At 36.4% G+C, this 17,206-nt stretch carries 12 protein-coding genes; 5 read left to right on the top strand and 7 right to left on the bottom strand.

The genetic code is table 11. The features are described from left to right. Positions 1-211 precede the first annotated feature (211 nt). The gene (locus DEU39_RS07120) at positions 212-742 is read right to left on the bottom strand and encodes a tetratricopeptide repeat protein (protein WP_228432525.1); all 531 of its coding nucleotides are present in this window, start codon (positions 740-742) and stop codon (positions 212-214) included. A 196-nt stretch (positions 743-938) separates the two neighbouring features. Here DEU39_RS07120 and pepE point away from each other — a divergent pair, with 196 nt between their 5' ends. From pepE to DEU39_RS07100, 4 genes are all read left to right on the top strand, one after another. Then, positions 939-1,631 (top strand): dipeptidase PepE, encoded by a 693-nt coding sequence (pepE, locus tag DEU39_RS07115; RefSeq protein WP_120231417.1) that lies wholly within the window; start codon positions 939-941, stop codon positions 1,629-1,631. Then, positions 1,631-2,482, top strand: a complete 852-nt coding sequence (locus tag DEU39_RS07110) for a hypothetical protein (protein ID WP_120231416.1) — start codon at positions 1,631-1,633, stop codon at positions 2,480-2,482. The genes pepE and DEU39_RS07110 overlap by 1 nt, the downstream gene beginning before the upstream one ends. A 109-nt stretch (positions 2,483-2,591) precedes the next feature. Then, positions 2,592-3,965 carry a D-alanyl-D-alanine carboxypeptidase/D-alanyl-D-alanine-endopeptidase gene (dacB, locus tag DEU39_RS07105; protein ID WP_120231415.1) on the top strand — a complete coding sequence of 458 codons (1,374 nt, stop codon included), beginning with the start codon at positions 2,592-2,594 and terminating at the stop codon, positions 3,963-3,965. 6 nt (positions 3,966-3,971) lie between these two features. Beyond that, the gene (locus DEU39_RS07100; protein WP_120231414.1) at positions 3,972-5,147 is read left to right on the top strand and encodes a sensor histidine kinase; all 1,176 of its coding nucleotides are present in this window, start codon (positions 3,972-3,974) and stop codon (positions 5,145-5,147) included. 141 nt (positions 5,148-5,288) lie between these two features. Here the strand turns inward: DEU39_RS07100 and DEU39_RS07095 are convergent, their stop codons facing one another. The 6 genes from DEU39_RS07095 to DEU39_RS07070 all read right to left on the bottom strand — a co-directional run bounded on the left by DEU39_RS07095 (position 5,289) and on the right by DEU39_RS07070 (position 14,680). Beyond that, positions 5,289-7,145 (bottom strand): PDZ domain-containing protein, encoded by a 1,857-nt coding sequence (locus tag DEU39_RS07095; RefSeq protein ID WP_062675115.1) that lies wholly within the window; start codon positions 7,143-7,145, stop codon positions 5,289-5,291. 134 nt (positions 7,146-7,279) lie between these two features. Beyond that, positions 7,280-8,911, bottom strand: coding sequence for a M1 family metallopeptidase (locus tag DEU39_RS07090; RefSeq protein WP_120231413.1), 1,632 nt, complete (start codon positions 8,909-8,911; stop codon positions 7,280-7,282). A 132-nt stretch (positions 8,912-9,043) separates the two neighbouring features. After that, a complete protein-coding gene (locus DEU39_RS07085; protein ID WP_120231412.1) occupies positions 9,044-12,004 on the bottom strand; it encodes a reprolysin-like metallopeptidase in 2,961 nt (986 codons plus the stop codon). Between the two features lie 225 nt (positions 12,005-12,229). Beyond that, complete coding sequence (gene tatC, locus DEU39_RS07080) at positions 12,230-13,057, bottom strand: twin-arginine translocase subunit TatC (protein ID WP_183037386.1); 828 nt, start codon at positions 13,055-13,057, stop codon at positions 12,230-12,232. Between the two features lie 66 nt (positions 13,058-13,123). Then, on the bottom strand, positions 13,124-13,651 hold the full coding sequence (locus DEU39_RS07075; protein ID WP_147367559.1) for a hypothetical protein: 528 nt from the start codon (positions 13,649-13,651) through the stop codon (positions 13,124-13,126). Between the two features lie 69 nt (positions 13,652-13,720). Then, a complete protein-coding gene (locus DEU39_RS07070; protein WP_120231410.1) occupies positions 13,721-14,680 on the bottom strand; it encodes an SIS domain-containing protein in 960 nt (319 codons plus the stop codon). Positions 14,681-14,838: 158 nt separating this feature from the next. On the opposite strand from DEU39_RS07070, the gene recQ reads away from it, so the two are divergent. Next, positions 14,839-17,043 carry a DNA helicase RecQ gene (gene recQ / locus DEU39_RS07065; RefSeq protein ID WP_120231409.1) on the top strand — a complete coding sequence of 735 codons (2,205 nt, stop codon included), beginning with the start codon at positions 14,839-14,841 and terminating at the stop codon, positions 17,041-17,043. The last annotated feature ends 163 nt before the right edge of the window (positions 17,044-17,206 follow it).

Here is a 17,206-nt window from a genome sequence, read left to right as displayed (position 1 = left end):
TTATGTGTTAATAATCCACAATGTTGCTGATGAAGCTTTATGATATACATACGCTTAGAAAGAATCAATGAAATTGATTTCATCTTGGCTTCCTCAAAAATTTAACAATAGTTACTTAATGTTTGCGTTAAATCCAGGCCATGATTTTTGATATTTAAACATATTTACATAAACAAAAATGCCGGAAAAACTTTCCGGCATTTTATTTTTACTAAGAATTTAATGTTTTGCTAAGTTTTACAGCATCTTCGTTGGTTGGGTCATACTGTATAGATTTTGCAATGTGTTCTTTTGCTTTATTAGGATCAGTCTTCTGTTCTGTAAAAGCAAGATAGAAATAAGCGTATGCCAGATTCTTCTTATTTTGCTCTACTTCTTCAGGTTTTACTGTTGCAATATATTTTTCATAAGCAATTTTTGCATTGGCATCATCTTTTGCAGACTGATAGGCGTAGGCCTGGCTGTAATAAGATGGAGCCCAGTCCGGTAATAAAACAGATATTTTTTTCCAGGTATCAATGGCATTAGGCCAGTCTGAAGCATCCTGATAAGCTGCTGCTAATTTTGCTAAAGATTCTGTGTCCTTTGGATTGGCCTCAATCTGTTTTTTAAGACTTTCAATAGTTGGATTCGCTGTTTGACTCGTTGCTGCCGAAGTTTCCGGCTGAGTCGTTTGTGCATTTACAAGACTTACACTTCCTGCTAGTATTAAACCTAAAAATAGGCTATTAATTTTACTCATTTTCATAATCTTATATTTTAAATTCATAATCTAAAATTCAATAATAATTCCACAAAACCTAAAATTTTAGAGGCTTTAAGTTTTTTTAGAAAATATTAACGGGATTGATGTTTTTTTTAGTTTAATTTTTGATTCGTTCATCTTTGAAGCTATCTTTGTAATTCATTTTTTTTATTAATACCTATAATTTCGCCATATGAACATTATATTAGCTTCAACATCCACCCTTTTTGGTGGAGAATATCTGGAATACTTAAGAGAAGAATTAATCCAATTATACAAGGGAATTGACGAAATTGTGTTTATCCCTTTCGCAAGACCAGGCGGGATTTCCCACGATGACTATACGGCTAAAGCACGTTCTTTCTTTGAAACCATCAACATAAAAGTAAAAGGGCTTCATGAATTTGAAGATAAAAAAGAAGCCATTCATCAGGCAAAAGGGTTCTTTACAGGAGGCGGAAATACTTTTTTATTGGTTAAAACTTTACATGAAGAAGGGCTGATGTCTGTCCTGAAAGAAAATGTATCTGAAGGAAAAGCTTATCTTGGATGCAGTGCAGGAAGTAATATCGGAGGTCAGAATATGAAAACGACGAATGATATGCCGATTGTATATCCGCCAAGTTTCGATTGTATGGGATTGGTTCCTTTCAATATCAATCCACACTATCTTGATCCCAATCCGGATTTGAAACATAATGGAGAAACCAGAGAAACCCGTATTCAGGAATTTCTTACTCAAAATGATATCAAAGTGGTAGGGCTTAGAGAAGGAAATTGGATCCGAAGAACAAATGATTCCATTACTGTAGAAGGAAGTGAACTGACAAGAATTTTTGAAAAAGGGAAAGAGCCTTACGAAATAGAATCAGGAAGCAGTCTTTAATGAATAAAGAAGAAATCAACCATTTCATAGAACATAATCTCATTAATTTTTCAGTGAACAGCACCGGATGGAATGATCTGATCCGGAACTTGCTGTATGAATTTGCTGTAGCAGGATGGAATATGGATCATCGTGTCTTTGGAAAAGAAAAGTTTGGTGAATTGAGATGTTATACCTATTCTGAAGATGAAATACTCAATACCAAACTTAAAAAGATTAAAAGTAAATATTCAGAACTTTCTGTCAGGACGTGTGAGATCTGTGGAGAAGAAGGCAAGATGAGAACAATCGGCTCATGGCAGACCACATTATGCCTGAATCACTTTCTGGAACAGCAGCCCGTTATTGAAATTGATGACAAGCAGAATATCAAAAGAAACAATGAGACTGTTCTGAATATTAAAAATATTGTTAAAGCTGAGATAGAATATGATCTTCAGAGATTATGGCTTTTTATAAATAAAACGGAGTCGGTGTATTTTTCATGGCAGGAGCCTAATTATTATCTGCTTTTAAGAACAATTCCTTTATCATTGTTTCCGAAAGACAGACAGCGGGAAATTTCAACATTGTTTCAACACTTGAATGATTGTGAAATATGCGGTTATAAAGCTATGTACCAAAGAAATTGTCTGCGCTGTCATCATGAACCGTGGAATGACTCCGGATATTTTATTCAGGATTACGGAGAACAATCAAATTATATCAAAGAATGCCAGATGGATATTTTCATAGATGAAGATGATTATGAGAAATATTTCAAACATGATTGTTCATTTGAAAAATCTCCTGACCATCAGATTCTTTTCACTTTCGATGACCTTATTGAGTATAAAAAGCTTTTATTTTAACTATATTTGATTAGAATTAAATAGAGCAAAAGGTTCAGCTGCCGGCCAGCATCAATAGTTTTGCGAACTGTATCTGATACCTGCTTGCTTAGATCCAAACAACAATGCAATGAAAAAAACACTTGCTGTTCTTGTGCTTTCTGTACAGATAGTTGCTGCACAGAATATAGCCCAAAAATTAGATAAAGTAACAAAGGATCTTATGGATTCTTCGGGAGCAGTATCTTCCGCTTTATCTTTTTATGTTTCCGATGAAAATGGTAATTTTATATATGAATATCAAGGAAATAAGGGGCTTTCTACTGCTTCTACGCAAAAGATTTTTACAGCAGGAGCAGCACTTGAAACATTAGGGAAAAACTATACCTTCACCACCACTTCAAGCTATTCCGGAAATATCTCCGGAGGAACGCTGAACGGAAATCTTTTTATCAGCTCCAACGGTGATCCTACATTAGGAAGCTGGAGGTATGATGGGTATAAACCTGAAAATTTTAAAAGGAAACTGATTGATGCCATTAAAAATTCAGGAATCACAAAAATATCAGGAGACCTTGTTATTGACGATTCTTATTTTGACCATCAGACGATTCCGGGAGGCTGGCCGTGGGACGATCTTGGGAATTACTACGGAGCAGGAGTTTGGGGAATCAATTGGAAAGAAAACCAGTTTGACATCAATATCAACGGAACTGATTTTAAAAACTTTTCTTATCCTTTAGAAGGCGTCAAGTGGCTTAATGATCTTAAGGCAGGAGGGAACTCGGATCAAAGCCTGATCTTTACTGCTCCTCATTCTGATGTGGCATTGATTAACGGTATGCTTCCTGCTGGAAAAACCGTTACTGTTTCCGGTTCTACTCCTAATCCACCACTCCAATTAGCAACAGAAGTAAAACAATGGCTGAAAGAATCAGGAATTGAAATTTCAGGAAAAGCAATCACGAATTCTCAACTTGAAATAGAGGGAAAGCAGGCTTTAACAGCTCCTAAAAATAATATTCTCCTCACTTATCAGTCTCCGACTTTAGATAAAATTGTCTATTGGTTTTTAAGAAAAAGTGTCAATCTGTACGGAGAAACGTTAATTAAAACTTTAGGCAAAGAGAAAAAAGGTAATTCAAGTTTCAAAAGCGGAGTTTCTTATCTGAAAGAATTCTGGAAATCTAAAGGAATTAATCCTAATATGATCAATTTTGCTGACGGAAGCGGGCTTTCTCCACAGAATTATGTAGCGGCAAAAGCAGAAGTTCAGGCCCTTTTATATGCTAAAAAACAATCATGGTTTGAGGCTTATTACGACGGATTCCCGGTTCAGGATAATGGAATGAAGATGAAAAGCGGGACGATGAGAGATACCAAATCTTTCGCAGGATATCACACCGCAAAAGATGGGAAAAAATATGTATTTTCGATTATCATCAACAACTATCAGGGAAGTGGAAATACAGAGCTGCAGAAAATCCTGAATGTTTTAAAATAAAATACTTTGAGAAAATCCATACTCACCAGACTCAATAACTGGATCATTTTTGTTGTGATGACTACTTTGGTGATTGCTATTGTAGTAGCATCAACATCGCTTATTAATTTTCTCAGAAAAGAGGAGATCAAAAGGATCAGTCTTCTTTCTAAAGCAATTAGAATACAGCAGGAGGTAAAGACTCCGGATACCGATGTGTTGGATCTGCTGCCGGATATTCTGAATATTAACAATACCATTCCATTCATTGTAACAGATAAGTTCAAAAATCCAATTCTTGATCTCGGATACTACAGAAATATTCCTGAAAGTACGATTAAGGATCCTGAGAAATTGCAGGATCTGATCCGGAATATGGAGAAAAATTATGACCCTATTGAGATCAAAGTGCCGGATGGAAATAATCAGTTTGTCTATTATGACAACTCACGTCTGCTTAATAATCTTCGGTATTCGCCCTATATTTTAGGACTGTTTATTTTACTGTATTTTGGTTTTTCTTTCTGGTTTTTCAGAACAATAAAGAAAACAGATGAAGGCTATCTTTGGGCAGGTTTGGCTAAAGAAACAGCACATCAGATTGGAACACCTTTGTCTTCTATGATTGGCTGGATAGAAATAATGAAGCTGGATAATCCGGATTCAGACGGCGTACATGAAATTGAAAAAGATATTGAAAGACTGAGAACAATTTCAGAGAGATTCTCAAAAATTGGTTCTATTCCTGAGCTGAACGACAGAAATTTTAATGAAACCATTCAGGAGAATTATGACTATTTGAAAACAAGAATTTCAAGGAAAATCAATTTTACACTTAATCTTCCAACATATACTGTTCTGGTTCCTCATAACAAAATTCTGATGAGCTGGGTGATTGAAAATCTGGTGAAAAATGCAGTGGATGCGATGAAAGGTGAGGGTTCCATTACTATGTCGGTCTTTGAAAGAAATAAAAATATTTTAGTTGAAGTAAAAGATAATGGAAGCGGAATGACCAAACAGCAGGCCCGAAATGCTTTTAATCCGGGATATTCTACCAAGAAAAGAGGCTGGGGATTAGGGTTGTCACTGGCAAGAAGGGTTATTCATGAATATCATAATGGAGATATCAGGATTTCTCAGACTGAAATAGGAAAGGGAAGTACCTTTAGAATAACGATTAAAAAAGAGGAAATTCTTTAACAACTACTATTTACCATTAAGAAACCTAACAGGTTTTCAAAACCTGTTAGGTTTGAATGTTAAAAATAAAGATTTAAATAAAGAATAAAAGATTAGCTTGAAGAAAAATAAAAAGCGGGGAAATTTTCCCCGCTTTTCTCTTTATTTTTTACCAGTAAGCCACTGGGTCTGTAATTTCAGTTCTTCCGGAGTCGGATTCGCCTTGAATGAAGGGGTTTCCATGGTCATTTTATCCAGAATCGCTTTTCCTTTCAATGTCATTTTCTCTTTCTTACCGGCATTATCTCTTAAAATAGTTACCGTAACTTCCTGTCCGTCTTTAATGGTTCTTGTATAACCAATAAAATCCTGTACTTTTTTGATGTCTACCGTTCTTCCGTCTAAAGCAAGTACCTGGTCAGTGATTTTGAATCCGATACTTTTTGCAAATGGAGATAGTGCAGAATGGTCGTCAAAAGCAAAAGCATTCGTCTTTTCATCAAAACCTGTCTGGTTCGGGTCTTTGATAAACCAGAAAAGAGGCTGGCTTTCCTGCTTTTTAATATCGACACCTACCATGCTCAGATACTGGGCATAAGGTGTTGGCTGGTTTCCTGCAATATATTTGTTATAGAAATCTTTTACCTGAGGATATCCGGTTACCGTTACCAGTTCGTCAATCAGTTTGTCATCTTTGAAAGGTTTGTTTTCACCAAATCTTTGAGACAGTTTTCTGATCATATCACGGTATCCCATTTCCCCGTTGGACAATTTTCTAAGCTCGATGTCTAAGCACATTGCTAAAAGAGCTCCTTTCTCATATACGTTTCTGTACTGATCTTTGTAAGGCTCTACCAATACATTTTTACTCATTACTGTAAATGGCATCGTATCATCATAGCTCTTGGAGTTGGCAATTTTTTCACCAATTCTTTCAAGGAACTGATCTTTGTTGATCAATCCTTCCTGAATCTGGAATAAGTTGGCAAAATATTCCGTTCCGCCTTCGTACATCCATAAGTGCTGAGACATTTTCGGATCTGCATAGTCGAAATAGTGAATCTCTTCTGAATGGGTCTTCAAAGGGTTTACAGTATGGAAAAATTCATGGGAAACCACATCAGTAATGGTATTGTCAATAGCATCTTTCGGCATTGCTTCCGGAAGAACCACACTTGTAGATTCGTGGTGTTCCAAGGCTCCAAAACCTTTTACTTTAGGCCCGTCACCACCAGAAAGATAAAGCATGATGGCATACTTTTTATTGGTGTTCATATCCCCAAGGAATTTCTTTTGGGCAACAACCATTTTTTCAAGATTGTCTTTGAAATCTGCTGCTTTATATTTTCCTGTTGGAGAATATACACCCAGTACAAGATCCATTCCTCCTGCATTGAAGGTAATATAGTCCGGTTTGGTGTACATTAACGGAGAATCTGTCACCTTAGCATAGTTAGCCAGAGTAAACGTATCTGTACTCTCAGATTTATCCTGATCCACCAACGCTGTGGTTCCGTAAAAATCAGTTGGTTTCTGAACCACCAGCTGATAAGGAACATCCTGCATATTCTCAATATACCCAATGAATCCATGAGTATTGATCATGTATACTTTTCCTTCTTCAATATCAGTTCCTGAAGGAGAAAATACGGCTTTATGCTTTGATGTATCCAATTCATCATCAAAACTGTCATTCACAAGATATGAGATTTTGGAAAGTGCCTGAGCATTTTTCAAGGAGTAAGTATTGTCATTTACTTTAGTATAAGTAAGTTCCTTTCCTTTATTATCGTAAAATTTGATTCCTTCGATGAATCTTCCATAGTCGTCTACAGAATAAGTCCCTGGAACCGTTTTGGGGAAATGAAATTTAATATCTCCGGATTTCATTTTTGGAAACTCCATGGTAACGGCTACTTTATCATCTTTTACATTAACAAGGTCAATGGTGGTTTTTATAGACTGAGCATTTGCTAAAAAAGCAGCAAAAATACCAAGGCTAAGTACTGTTTTTCTCATTAGGTTTAAATTAATAGTTAAATAGTTGCTTTTTTTCTGAATTTGTTACGAAGAAAGTATTAAACTTTTCTTAAAATTTCAAGGTTAAAAAAGCGAAAAGGCAAATCTGCTGATGTGCGGATTTGCCTTTTTCTTTATTTGGTTTCCTTATAATTGATATAATAATTCGGGTTTAGCTCAACCGGAGTGCTCTTTTTAAGCTTTACAGTCTGCCATTCTTCCGTTGGAGTTATGGTGTGATCACCATTGATGATGATTGGTAATTTCAGGTTTTTTACCACATCGATATACCGGAACTTTAAAGTATCACCATCCTGGGCATACTCAAGGGTTGGAATTTTTATTGTTCTCAGATACTGATCAAACACTGTTGAAAAATCGATTCCTGATTTTGAGGAGATATAATTTTCTATCTGCTGTGTGGTAACAGTCTGCTGATAAAAGTCTTTATTTAGACCTCTCAGGATTTGTCTGAATTTTTCATCATTATTGATCACCTGTCTTATCGTGTGAAGCATGTTGGCACCTTTCGGATACATATCTCCGCTGCCTTCATTTCTTACACCATACTGGCCAATAACAGGAATGTCATTGTCTATCAATTTCCTGATCCCCTGAACATAGATGTCAGCAGATTTTTTGTCCATATATTTTTCGGTGAAAAGAGTCTCGGAATAGTTGGTGAAACTTTCATGAATCCACATATCAGCCTGGTCTTTTGCGGTAATATTATTGGCGAACCATTCGTGCCCGCTTTCATGAATAATAATGAAGTCCCAGTTTAACCCAACTCCTGTCCCAGAAAGGTCTCTTCCAAGATAGCCGTTCTGATATTTGTTTCCATAGGCTACATTACTCTGATGTTCCATGCCAAGGTGAGGAGACTCTACAAGCTTGTATGAATCTTCATAGAATGGATACGGACCAAACCAGTATTCAAATGCGGAGAGCATAGGTTTCACCTGCTCAAACTGTTTCTTTGCCTTGTCCAGATTATAGTCAATTACCCAATAATCCAGATCCAGTTTTCCTTTTTCACCCTCAAATGTATCTTTGAAGTTTACATATTTTCCTATGCTTGGGATAATGGAGTAGGCGTTGATAGGATTTTTAACTTCCCAGGTATAAGTAGTTTTATTTCCGGTTGTTTTTTTATCGGTTAGTCTGCCATTACCTACACCTACCAGATCGTTAGGCGTTACAATTTTCATAATGATCCCGTTATCAGGTTCATCACTCCAGATATCTTTGGTAGGAAGCCATATGGAAGCTCCTATTCCTTCGTCAGCAGCAGTCATCCATGGATTCCCTTTTTCATCTTTCGTGAAAACCCATCCGCCATCCCATGGTGCTTTTTTTGCTATGGTAGGCTTTCCGGAATAGGTAACGTTAATGGTATATTTTTCGCCTTTTTTGAATTTCTTATTCGTTGTAATGAAGATAAAGTCTCCATCTTGTTTATAATTGGCAATAGGAAAATTCCCTTCCACCTTATCCGCTTTCATCGGCTGTTGAAGGTCAATCTGGAAAACAGGATTGGTAACATCTTTTATGATCTCAAAACTGATTTTATTATTTCCTTTAATGCTTTTCTGTTCAAAATCAGGTTCTACAGAAAGATCATATTTTTTGACATCCCAAAAATTTCTGAATTCAGTATTAGAACCTTTTAAAGTATCCTGTTTAGTGAAAACCTTATCCTTTTCAAAGAACTGTCCGAAAACCAGTCCTGATGCAAATAAGAGTGTATATGACAATTTTTTCATTTAAACTTATATTAAATCTTTTCAAAAGTATAAAATTAAATTAATAGCACATGCCGGAAATCAAATTAAATACAGATTTTAAGAAGGTATAAAAAAAGCCCGGTCATTGCCGGGCTTTAAAACTGATTAGTTTTATTTTTTGATGAATTTCAGATTTGAAGTCGTTCCTTTATCTTCAATTGAAATAATATAAGCTCCTGTACTTAGGTTTGATACAGAGATTTTATTATCATTAATCTGGCCATTCATTACTTTTTGACCAGCCATATTTGTAATGATAAATTGAGCTTTAGATGAAATCTGAGTTACGTTCAATACATCACTTGCCGGGTTAGGGTAGATCTGGATTGAACTCTTATCTTTCACTGTCTCACTGGTAGAAAGCTGTTGCTGAATCAATACCGGATAATCCTCAACTTCACCATACTGCTGGTTGCTACATCCGCTACTTGGTTGACTTTCATATCCTAATACAACTCTCATAATTACGTTTCCTCCGGTATAAGCGTCTGCAGGTACAGAGAATGTTCCGGAAACAGGTGATACGATACTAGGTGCGCTGGTATAGATGACTTCAGAAGAAGAGAATACTCCGTCTTTGTTAAAATCTATCCATGCTGTTACTCCGTCGTTATACTGAGAACCTGTCCATCCTTTGGTGATACTTACATTATTTCCTGTAGATCCGGACATCAGCGTAATCAATTTTGAAGGATCTGTAGTATAGTCTGTATAAGGTGTATTGCTGCTGCTGTTTGAAACAGCGCTCATACCCGCACCAGTTACTGTAACATTGGAAATATACTCGTCAGCAGCATTTGTTCCTGTGATTGAACACTTAGCAAATGGAGAGGTTGTAAAATTCGTTGATGCTGAATAAGAACCAACAGAAGCACTACAAACATTAGCTACCTGTACTTCATATTGAGTAGCTTCAGTAAGTCCTGAAATGTTATAGGAGTTTGTTGAAACAGGTACTGTAGTCCATGTTGCTGTTCCTACTTTTCTATACATTACAGAGTATGTTGCTCCTACTAACGCTGTCCAGTTTACAGATGCTGAAGTTCTTGTAATACCGGTTACAGTAATTCCTGTTGGAGCAGATGTTGTACAAGCACTCGCAGATGCGGATACAGTAGCATTTCCAATAGCGTAGAATACATTATCAATGGCGCTTACTCTTATTTTTACACTGGCACCTGTTGCCAAAGAGGAGAACGAGAACGGCTCAGATCCGTCATTCGCTGTAGATGGACTGATAACGGTCCATGTAGTTCCATTGTCTGTAGTATAATCTATTTTAACGTTTTGTACATTATAAGGAGCGTTATTGGTGTTTACCACATCCCATGTAACCGCTCCAGGTGTATTATTGTAAACCGTAGTTGATGTTACTTTGAAAGGACCTTCATTTCCTATATCTACTTTCATCAGACTGCTTTGTGTCTGTTGTTGTGCAGCATCCGGATTATTATCTCTCACGGTTACTTTGAAATTCATTGTTCTTGGTATGTTGGATACTGTCTCCCAATCAGAAGCACTGGTAAGAGTACCATTAAGAACATTAGTGAATTTAGGGAAATAACGGGTAGGGGAGGTTGTAGGCATTAGAGATCTGAAATTCGCTCCATTATTTCTGGTTGCACTTACGGGCCCAAAAGCAGATGTAGCCAGATCATATTGTTCCCAGGTATAAGTCATTGGATCATTTTGTGTATCTGTTGCAGAAGCTGTTAACACAAAGGCTGTTCCTTTAGGGATCATTTTATTAGCCATTGGCTGAATAGAAGGAGGTGTATTGGCTACATTCGTAATAATTCCACAGTCCTGAGCATTGACATATGCACCTACTTCTTCAATATTTTTAGTATGAAAATAAGCATCCGAATGCATCTGGACATTGTAGTTTGTAATACCGGCATATCCCATAATGGAAGATCCGGATCCCGGTTCCATATGGGCACCATGTAAAGCAATAGACATAGTGTGTGCTGCACCGAACTGGTGGCCGATCTCATGCGCTACAAAATCGATGTCATAATTATCTCCAAAAGGCTGATCCGGAGTAGAAGGAGAAGTAATTCCTGCCCCTTTAGAAGTTGCATCATTATTATTTGCAGGGTTTCTGCAGACATTTCCTACATCTCCGGCGCTTCCACCACCACCTCTGTGGCCAAAGAAATGTCCTATATCATAGGCGGCATTACCTACACCGGCAGTATTGGTAAGCGTTTGCTGAAGCTGCAGGTTCCATGCTCCAGGAGCGCTATAGGTTCCGTTTGAATTGGTGATTACATTTGAATAAGGGTCCGTAGCCGGATCTGCAAATATAAGTTGTGGAAGATCCTGTACAATCATATGGATTCCAAAATCTTTTTCAAAAACACCATTTACACGGTTCATTGTAGCGTTAATGCGGGCTGCTGCTGCAGGAACACTTCCGGCAAGTTGCGTATATTCACCGTTTACAGAGATCGCAATTCTGTAGGTTCTGTATTTTTGTTCATTACTTTTATTAGCGCTTCCTAAACCCTTTAAAACATTTTTTGTTTTAAGCAGTTTATTCATTTCTTTCTTTGCCTTTTCAGGCTCAGAAGTTCTACATTCAAAAGGATCTTCATGAGATTTGTTGGATTTGAAAAAAACTCCATATACATCCTTTTCTTTATTGATCGGTTCTATGAATTCGTATTTTCCTGTATCAGTATCGAATGTCATAGACTGAAAATCGTTTGGTGCTGTACTGAACCGGATTTGCTTATGCGGATTATCCAGCCCGATACCTGAGTATGCTCCCAATTCATATCTGTCCGCCATAGATTTTTCTACTACCGGCGAACTGTAAACAGAAAATCTTTCAATTCTTCCATCTGCTGTAGGGAGAGAAACGATTACAGCGCTTCCTCCTTTTCCTGCTTCAGGAGCATTCTTTAGTTGATTTCTTAATGCAGAAAGATCAAATTTGTAGGCATATTCTACTTTTACTTCTTTTCTTACGGGCGTAACTTTTTCCAAGACTGGTTCCCAGCGTTGTGCCTGTAAACCACTTAGACTTAAAGCCAATGCACAGACGAAAATAATTCTCTTTTTCATATTTTTTTATTGTTGTTATTGAAGTTTTAAATATAGTGTATTTTTTTAAATCTTTAGTTAGTGATAGATTGTTAATTACTCCCAACTTTATAATTTTAGTTGAATTTTATTGTTGTTTTTAATTATATTAAGAATAGATATAATTAAGGTTGATTTTTTTAAATAAAAAAAGTGCTACCATTCAATTGAATAGTAGCACTTAAGCTTTATTAGTAAAAAATACTTTTATTTCTGTACTGCAGGAAGATTTCCGTTGCTCTTCTGTACTTTTTTATAAGTGAACGTACACATCATAATACTGAATTCATATAAAATAAGCAGCGGGAATGCAGCCATCAACATACTCAGAACATCTGCCGGGGTAATAATTGCAGCCACTACCATAATCAGAACAATAGCATGACGACGGTAGGTTTTCATAAATGTAGGCGTCAGAATTCCGATGCTCGTAAGGAAGTAGATCAAAATCGGGAAAAGGAAAATAACGCCCATACCCAAAACCACCTGTAAAAATAAAGTGGTATAATCACTTAAATCATAAAGCGGAACGATAATGTCTGAGATTTTAAAAATAACCCCGAAATTAACGGCGAACGGAAGTATAAGGAAATAACCGCATAATACTCCGGTCATGAAAAGAATCCATACCGCATTAATAATATAAATAGAGTTTTTTCTTTCTCTCGGATGTAAAGCTGGGCCAATAAAACGCCACAGTTCCCAAACAATATAAGGAAAAGCAGCCACCATTCCTCCAAAAATTGAAACAGCCATCATTACATTGAACTGCTGATACAACCTCTGTACACGAACTGGGAAGTCCTTTGGGAGATGAATACTGTCTTCCCCCAAAATCATTCTTGAAAAATGATTAACCACTCTGAAAGTCGGAAAATCATTTCTGGTAGGCCCAAAAAAGATATGGTCCATAATCCAGTTGATATTAAAACCAACCACAAAAGCCGCAATTATGATAGCAATAATCGAACGGATCAGATGCCCTCTTAATTCTCCTATATGTCCAAGGAAGGACATGTCTTTACCATCACTCACAGAATAAAATTTTAAAGCGCAAATTTATAAAATATTTAATTAAATGACGGATGTTGGTTTTTAAAATTATCGAGGTACATATAAAGCAAAATCAAAATCCCTTTCTTTAATATCCATTTCTGTTAAAAGGTCTTCTGCGGCTACGTTGATTTTTTTCCACCTTTCATCATGGCTAAGATCTATTGATTCGAAAACCCATTCTTCTTCTGTGACTTCATCCGACACCTTTTTAAAATCTGATATTTTCTGTCTCAGTGATTCGTTGATGAACTTATTCCTGAATAACGATTCTATTTCTTCGCTGTATGAGAATATACGCAAATCATCTCCGATATCTGTCAGAGACAGGCAGTCTGCAACAGAATGAAACTTTTTATCATCATAAGTACAGAAGATCAGGCATCGTATGACACGATCAAAATAGTCCTGACTTTTTTGATCATAGTACGAATTTCTATCATGAGTAGAATATTCAGGCCTATGATCAGGTTCCAACGGAAAATGATGTACCTTATTACTTTGTGAATCCTGATAGTCAAGATATTTTTTCAAAAATATTGGGAATAGAATCAGTAAGTAAAGAATAATCATCATAATACCTTAAAAATATTTAATTAAATTGCTGATCCGAAGGTATAATGCCTGAAATCTATTATTTGAATTCTAGTTAATCCCTTCGTCCAGCAGTTTATGCAGGTCTATAATCCCGAAATATTTTCCGTTTTCCGTTACTACAAGTTGACCGATGTTATTTTCTTTCAGAACTTTCATGGCTTCTTTAGCCAGAGCTTCCTTTTCAATTGTTCTTGGATGGGCAGACATGATATCTTTAGCCAATACTTTACTGATATCTTCTCCTTTCATCAGCATTCTTCTTAAATCTCCGTCTGTGATAACACCAATAATCTGATCTTCATTGGTCACGACTGTAATTCCGTGGCTTGAAGCACTGATGGAAATGATGACATCTCTTATCGAAGAATCTTCTGTTACCTGAGGTTTTTGGGAAGAAAGAAACTGTTCTACTTTAGACGTAAGATTCTTTCCTAGGCTTCCTCCAGGGTGAAATTTGGCGAAATCATTAGCTTTAAAATCGTTCAGTTCCATTAAAGCAACAGCTAAAGCATCTCCCAAAGCCATTTGTATAGTTGTAGAACTTGTAGGAGCCAGTTTATTCGGGCACGCTTCAACGTCCACATGAGTATCCAGAATAACTTCTGAAAACTCAGCCAGTTTACTGGATTTATTTCCAGTCATTCCGATCAAAGCAGAAGAATAATCTTTTAAATAAGGAACCAGATTGGCAATTTCAGGAGAATTTCCGGAATTGGAGATGCATAAAACAACATCCTGTTTCTGAATAACTCCAAGATCTCCATGAATAGCTTCCGAAGCATGTAAAAACTGAGAAGGTGTACCTGTAGAATTTAAGGTAGCCACAATTTTGTTACCCACATGGGCAGATTTCCCTATTCCTACTACAATGAGCTTTCCTTTTGCCGAGTGAATGATCTCTACAGCCCGGGCAAATTGGTCATCAATTCTGTTTTTTAATTTTTCAAGTTCAGAAATTTCTATTTCTAAAGTGCTTTTTGCAATTGATATAATGTTGGTTCTATCCATTTTACGATGATAAGGTATACAAAAAAGTTTATAAAAAACGTTATATTTTAAAAAGAATATTTAATATAAATTTTATTTTTTATAAATTCGTTCGCTTTTATTTTAAGCAGAATTTTTATAACTTTGGGTGAGATGCAAATTTAGCAATAGAAAATTAGATGAGCGCAAAAAAAGCCAATTTATCAGGCGAATTGAAAAAGTATTTTGGGTTTTCTACATTTAAGGGCCAGCAGGAACAGATTATAGATAACCTATTGAATGGGAAGGATATATTTGTTTTAATGCCTACAGGTGGCGGAAAATCATTATGTTACCAGCTTCCGGCTCTTATTTCGGAAGGAACAGCAATAGTAGTTTCGCCCTTAATAGCGTTGATGAAAAATCAGGTAGATGCCGTGAACGGCCTTTCATCTGATGATGGGGTAGCACACGTACTGAATTCATCATTAAACAAAACGCAGACCAAACAGGTTTTTGACGATATCAAAAGCGGCAAAACCAAACTTCTGTATGTAGCTCCTGAATCATTAATTAAAGATGATTACCTGGATTTTTTGAAAGAAGTGAAAATTTCTTTCTTTGCTATCGACGAGGCTCACTGTATTTCAGAGTGGGGACATGATTTCAGACCGGAATACAGAAATCTGAAACAGATTATCGACAAAATCGCCAATGTACCGGTGATTGCTTTAACGGCTACTGCTACTCCTAAGGTTCAGGATGATATCCAGAAAACTTTAGGAATGACCAATGCATTGGTATTTAAAGAAAGTTTTAACCGTCCTAATCTATATTATGAAGTATGTCCTAAAATCAATGTAGATAAGGAAATCGTTAAATTTATCAATCAGCATAAAGGGAAATCAGGAATTGTTTATTGTCTGAGCCGTAGAAAAGTGGAAGAATTTGCCCAGCTTCTGCAGGTAAATGGCATCAACGCTCTACCTTATCATGCCGGTCTTGACCAAAAAGTGAGAGTAGCGAATCAGGATAAATTCCTGATGGAAGAAGTAGATGTAATTGTGGCTACCATTGCCTTCGGGATGGGAATTGATAAACCGGATGTCCGTTTTGTCATTCATTACGACTTCCCAAAATCATTGGAAAGCTATTATCAGGAAACCGGAAGAGCGGGAAGAGATGGAGGCGAAGGTCATTGTCTGGCATTCTATGATCCGAAAGACATTGAAAAACTGGAGAAATTCCTGGCTCAAAAACCCGTTTCAGAAAGAGAGATCGGATTACAGCTTTTGAATGAAGTTGTAGGCTATGCGGAAACTTCCATGAGCAGAAGACAATATATCCTATACTATTTTGGAGAAAGTTTCGATCCGGTAAACGGAGACGGAGCCAAGATGTGTGACAATTCATCCAATCCACCAAAATTAAAGGATGCTACAGCAGATTTAAAAAAGGCGCTGGAGCTGATCAGTGATACAGGAGAAAAATTCAAATCTAAAGACCTGATTTCCGTTATCGTAGGAAAAGAAAATGCGGTAACAAAATCTTATAAGCTGGAACAAAGTTCTCATTTTGGTTTTGGGAAAGACGAAAAAGATAATTACTGGAAAACAATTTTGAGACAGGCCACTGTTCAGAATTTTTTACAGAAAGATATTGAAACCTACGGGGTTTTAAAAATTACAGAGAAAGGAAAAAGTGTCCTGAATGGTAAATCTAAAGACATCTTTTTAATTGCTGAAGACCGTGAATTTGATCTTACTCAGGCAAAAGCTGAGAGCGACCAGGTACAGCAGCAGGCTGGAGGAGGGCTGGATCAGAACCTTTTCAACCTGTTGAAAGAATTAAGAAAGAAAGTAGCCAAAAAACACGGAATTCCACCATACACCGTATTTATGGATCCAAGTTTGGAGGATATGACGGTTCAGTATCCAATAAGTGTAGATGAGATCACCAAAATCTATGGTGTAGGTGAAGGAAAAGCCAAAAAATACGGTAAAGAATTCGCAGATTACATCAAAACATACGTAGAAGATAACAATATCGAACGTACTCAGGATATGGTATTAAAACAGGTGGCCAATAAATCCAGCCATAAAGTTTTCATCATCCAGAGCACTGATAAAAAGATTGACCTTGAAGATATAGCAAGAGCTAAAAACCTTTCTATGGATGAACTTCTTAAAGAAATGGAAAGAATTGTCTATCAGGGAACAAAACTGAATATCGATTACTATATTGAAGATAATTTTGATGAAGACATTGTAGACGGATTCATGGAATTCATGAACGAATCTGAAAGCGACAGTATGAAAGTATTGCTGGATGAATTCGGGGATGAATTATCTGATGAAGAAGTAAGAATGTTGAGAATTAAATTCATCAGTGACGTAGCAAATTAAGAAAATATTAATTAAATAAAGTAAGCTTTTCATTAGAAAGGCTTACTTTATTTTTATAGCGTATTAGGTGTATAATAGATAGTAAATAAAATAAGATTTTAAAGCTAAGTTAATTTCTGTTAATTGCTATCAAAACAGTAATCTTCATCCTTCCGATATTTGA

This window comes from Chryseobacterium sp. AG363 (genome assembly GCF_003610675.1).
GTDB lineage: Bacteria > Bacteroidota > Bacteroidia > Flavobacteriales > Weeksellaceae > Chryseobacterium > Chryseobacterium cucumeris.
This window is presented reverse-complemented; position numbering and strand designations above follow the sequence as displayed.

Bases quoted from the DNA above. Each gene is read 5' to 3' on its own strand.
- DEU39_RS07075 (WP_147367559.1), bottom strand. From the start codon at position 13,651: ATGATGATTATTCTTTACTTACTGATTCTATTCCCAATATTTTTGAAA.
- DEU39_RS07090 (WP_120231413.1), bottom strand. From the start codon at position 8,911: ATGAAAAAATTGTCATATACACTCTTATTTGCATCAGGACTGGTTTTC.
- pepE (WP_120231417.1), top strand. From the start codon at position 939: ATGAACATTATATTAGCTTCAACATCCACCCTTTTTGGTGGAGAATAT.
- recQ (WP_120231409.1), top strand. From the start codon at position 14,839: ATGAGCGCAAAAAAAGCCAATTTATCAGGCGAATTGAAAAAGTATTTT.
- DEU39_RS07085 (WP_120231412.1), bottom strand. From the start codon at position 12,004: ATGAAAAAGAGAATTATTTTCGTCTGTGCATTGGCTTTAAGTCTAAGT.
- DEU39_RS07070 (WP_120231410.1), bottom strand. From the start codon at position 14,680: ATGGATAGAACCAACATTATATCAATTGCAAAAAGCACTTTAGAAATA.
- DEU39_RS07120 (WP_228432525.1), bottom strand. From the start codon at position 742: ATGAGTAAAATTAATAGCCTATTTTTAGGTTTAATACTAGCAGGAAGT.
- DEU39_RS07110 (WP_120231416.1), top strand. From the start codon at position 1,631: ATGAATAAAGAAGAAATCAACCATTTCATAGAACATAATCTCATTAAT.
- dacB (WP_120231415.1), top strand. From the start codon at position 2,592: ATGAAAAAAACACTTGCTGTTCTTGTGCTTTCTGTACAGATAGTTGCT.
- DEU39_RS07095 (WP_062675115.1), bottom strand. From the start codon at position 7,145: ATGAGAAAAACAGTACTTAGCCTTGGTATTTTTGCTGCTTTTTTAGCA.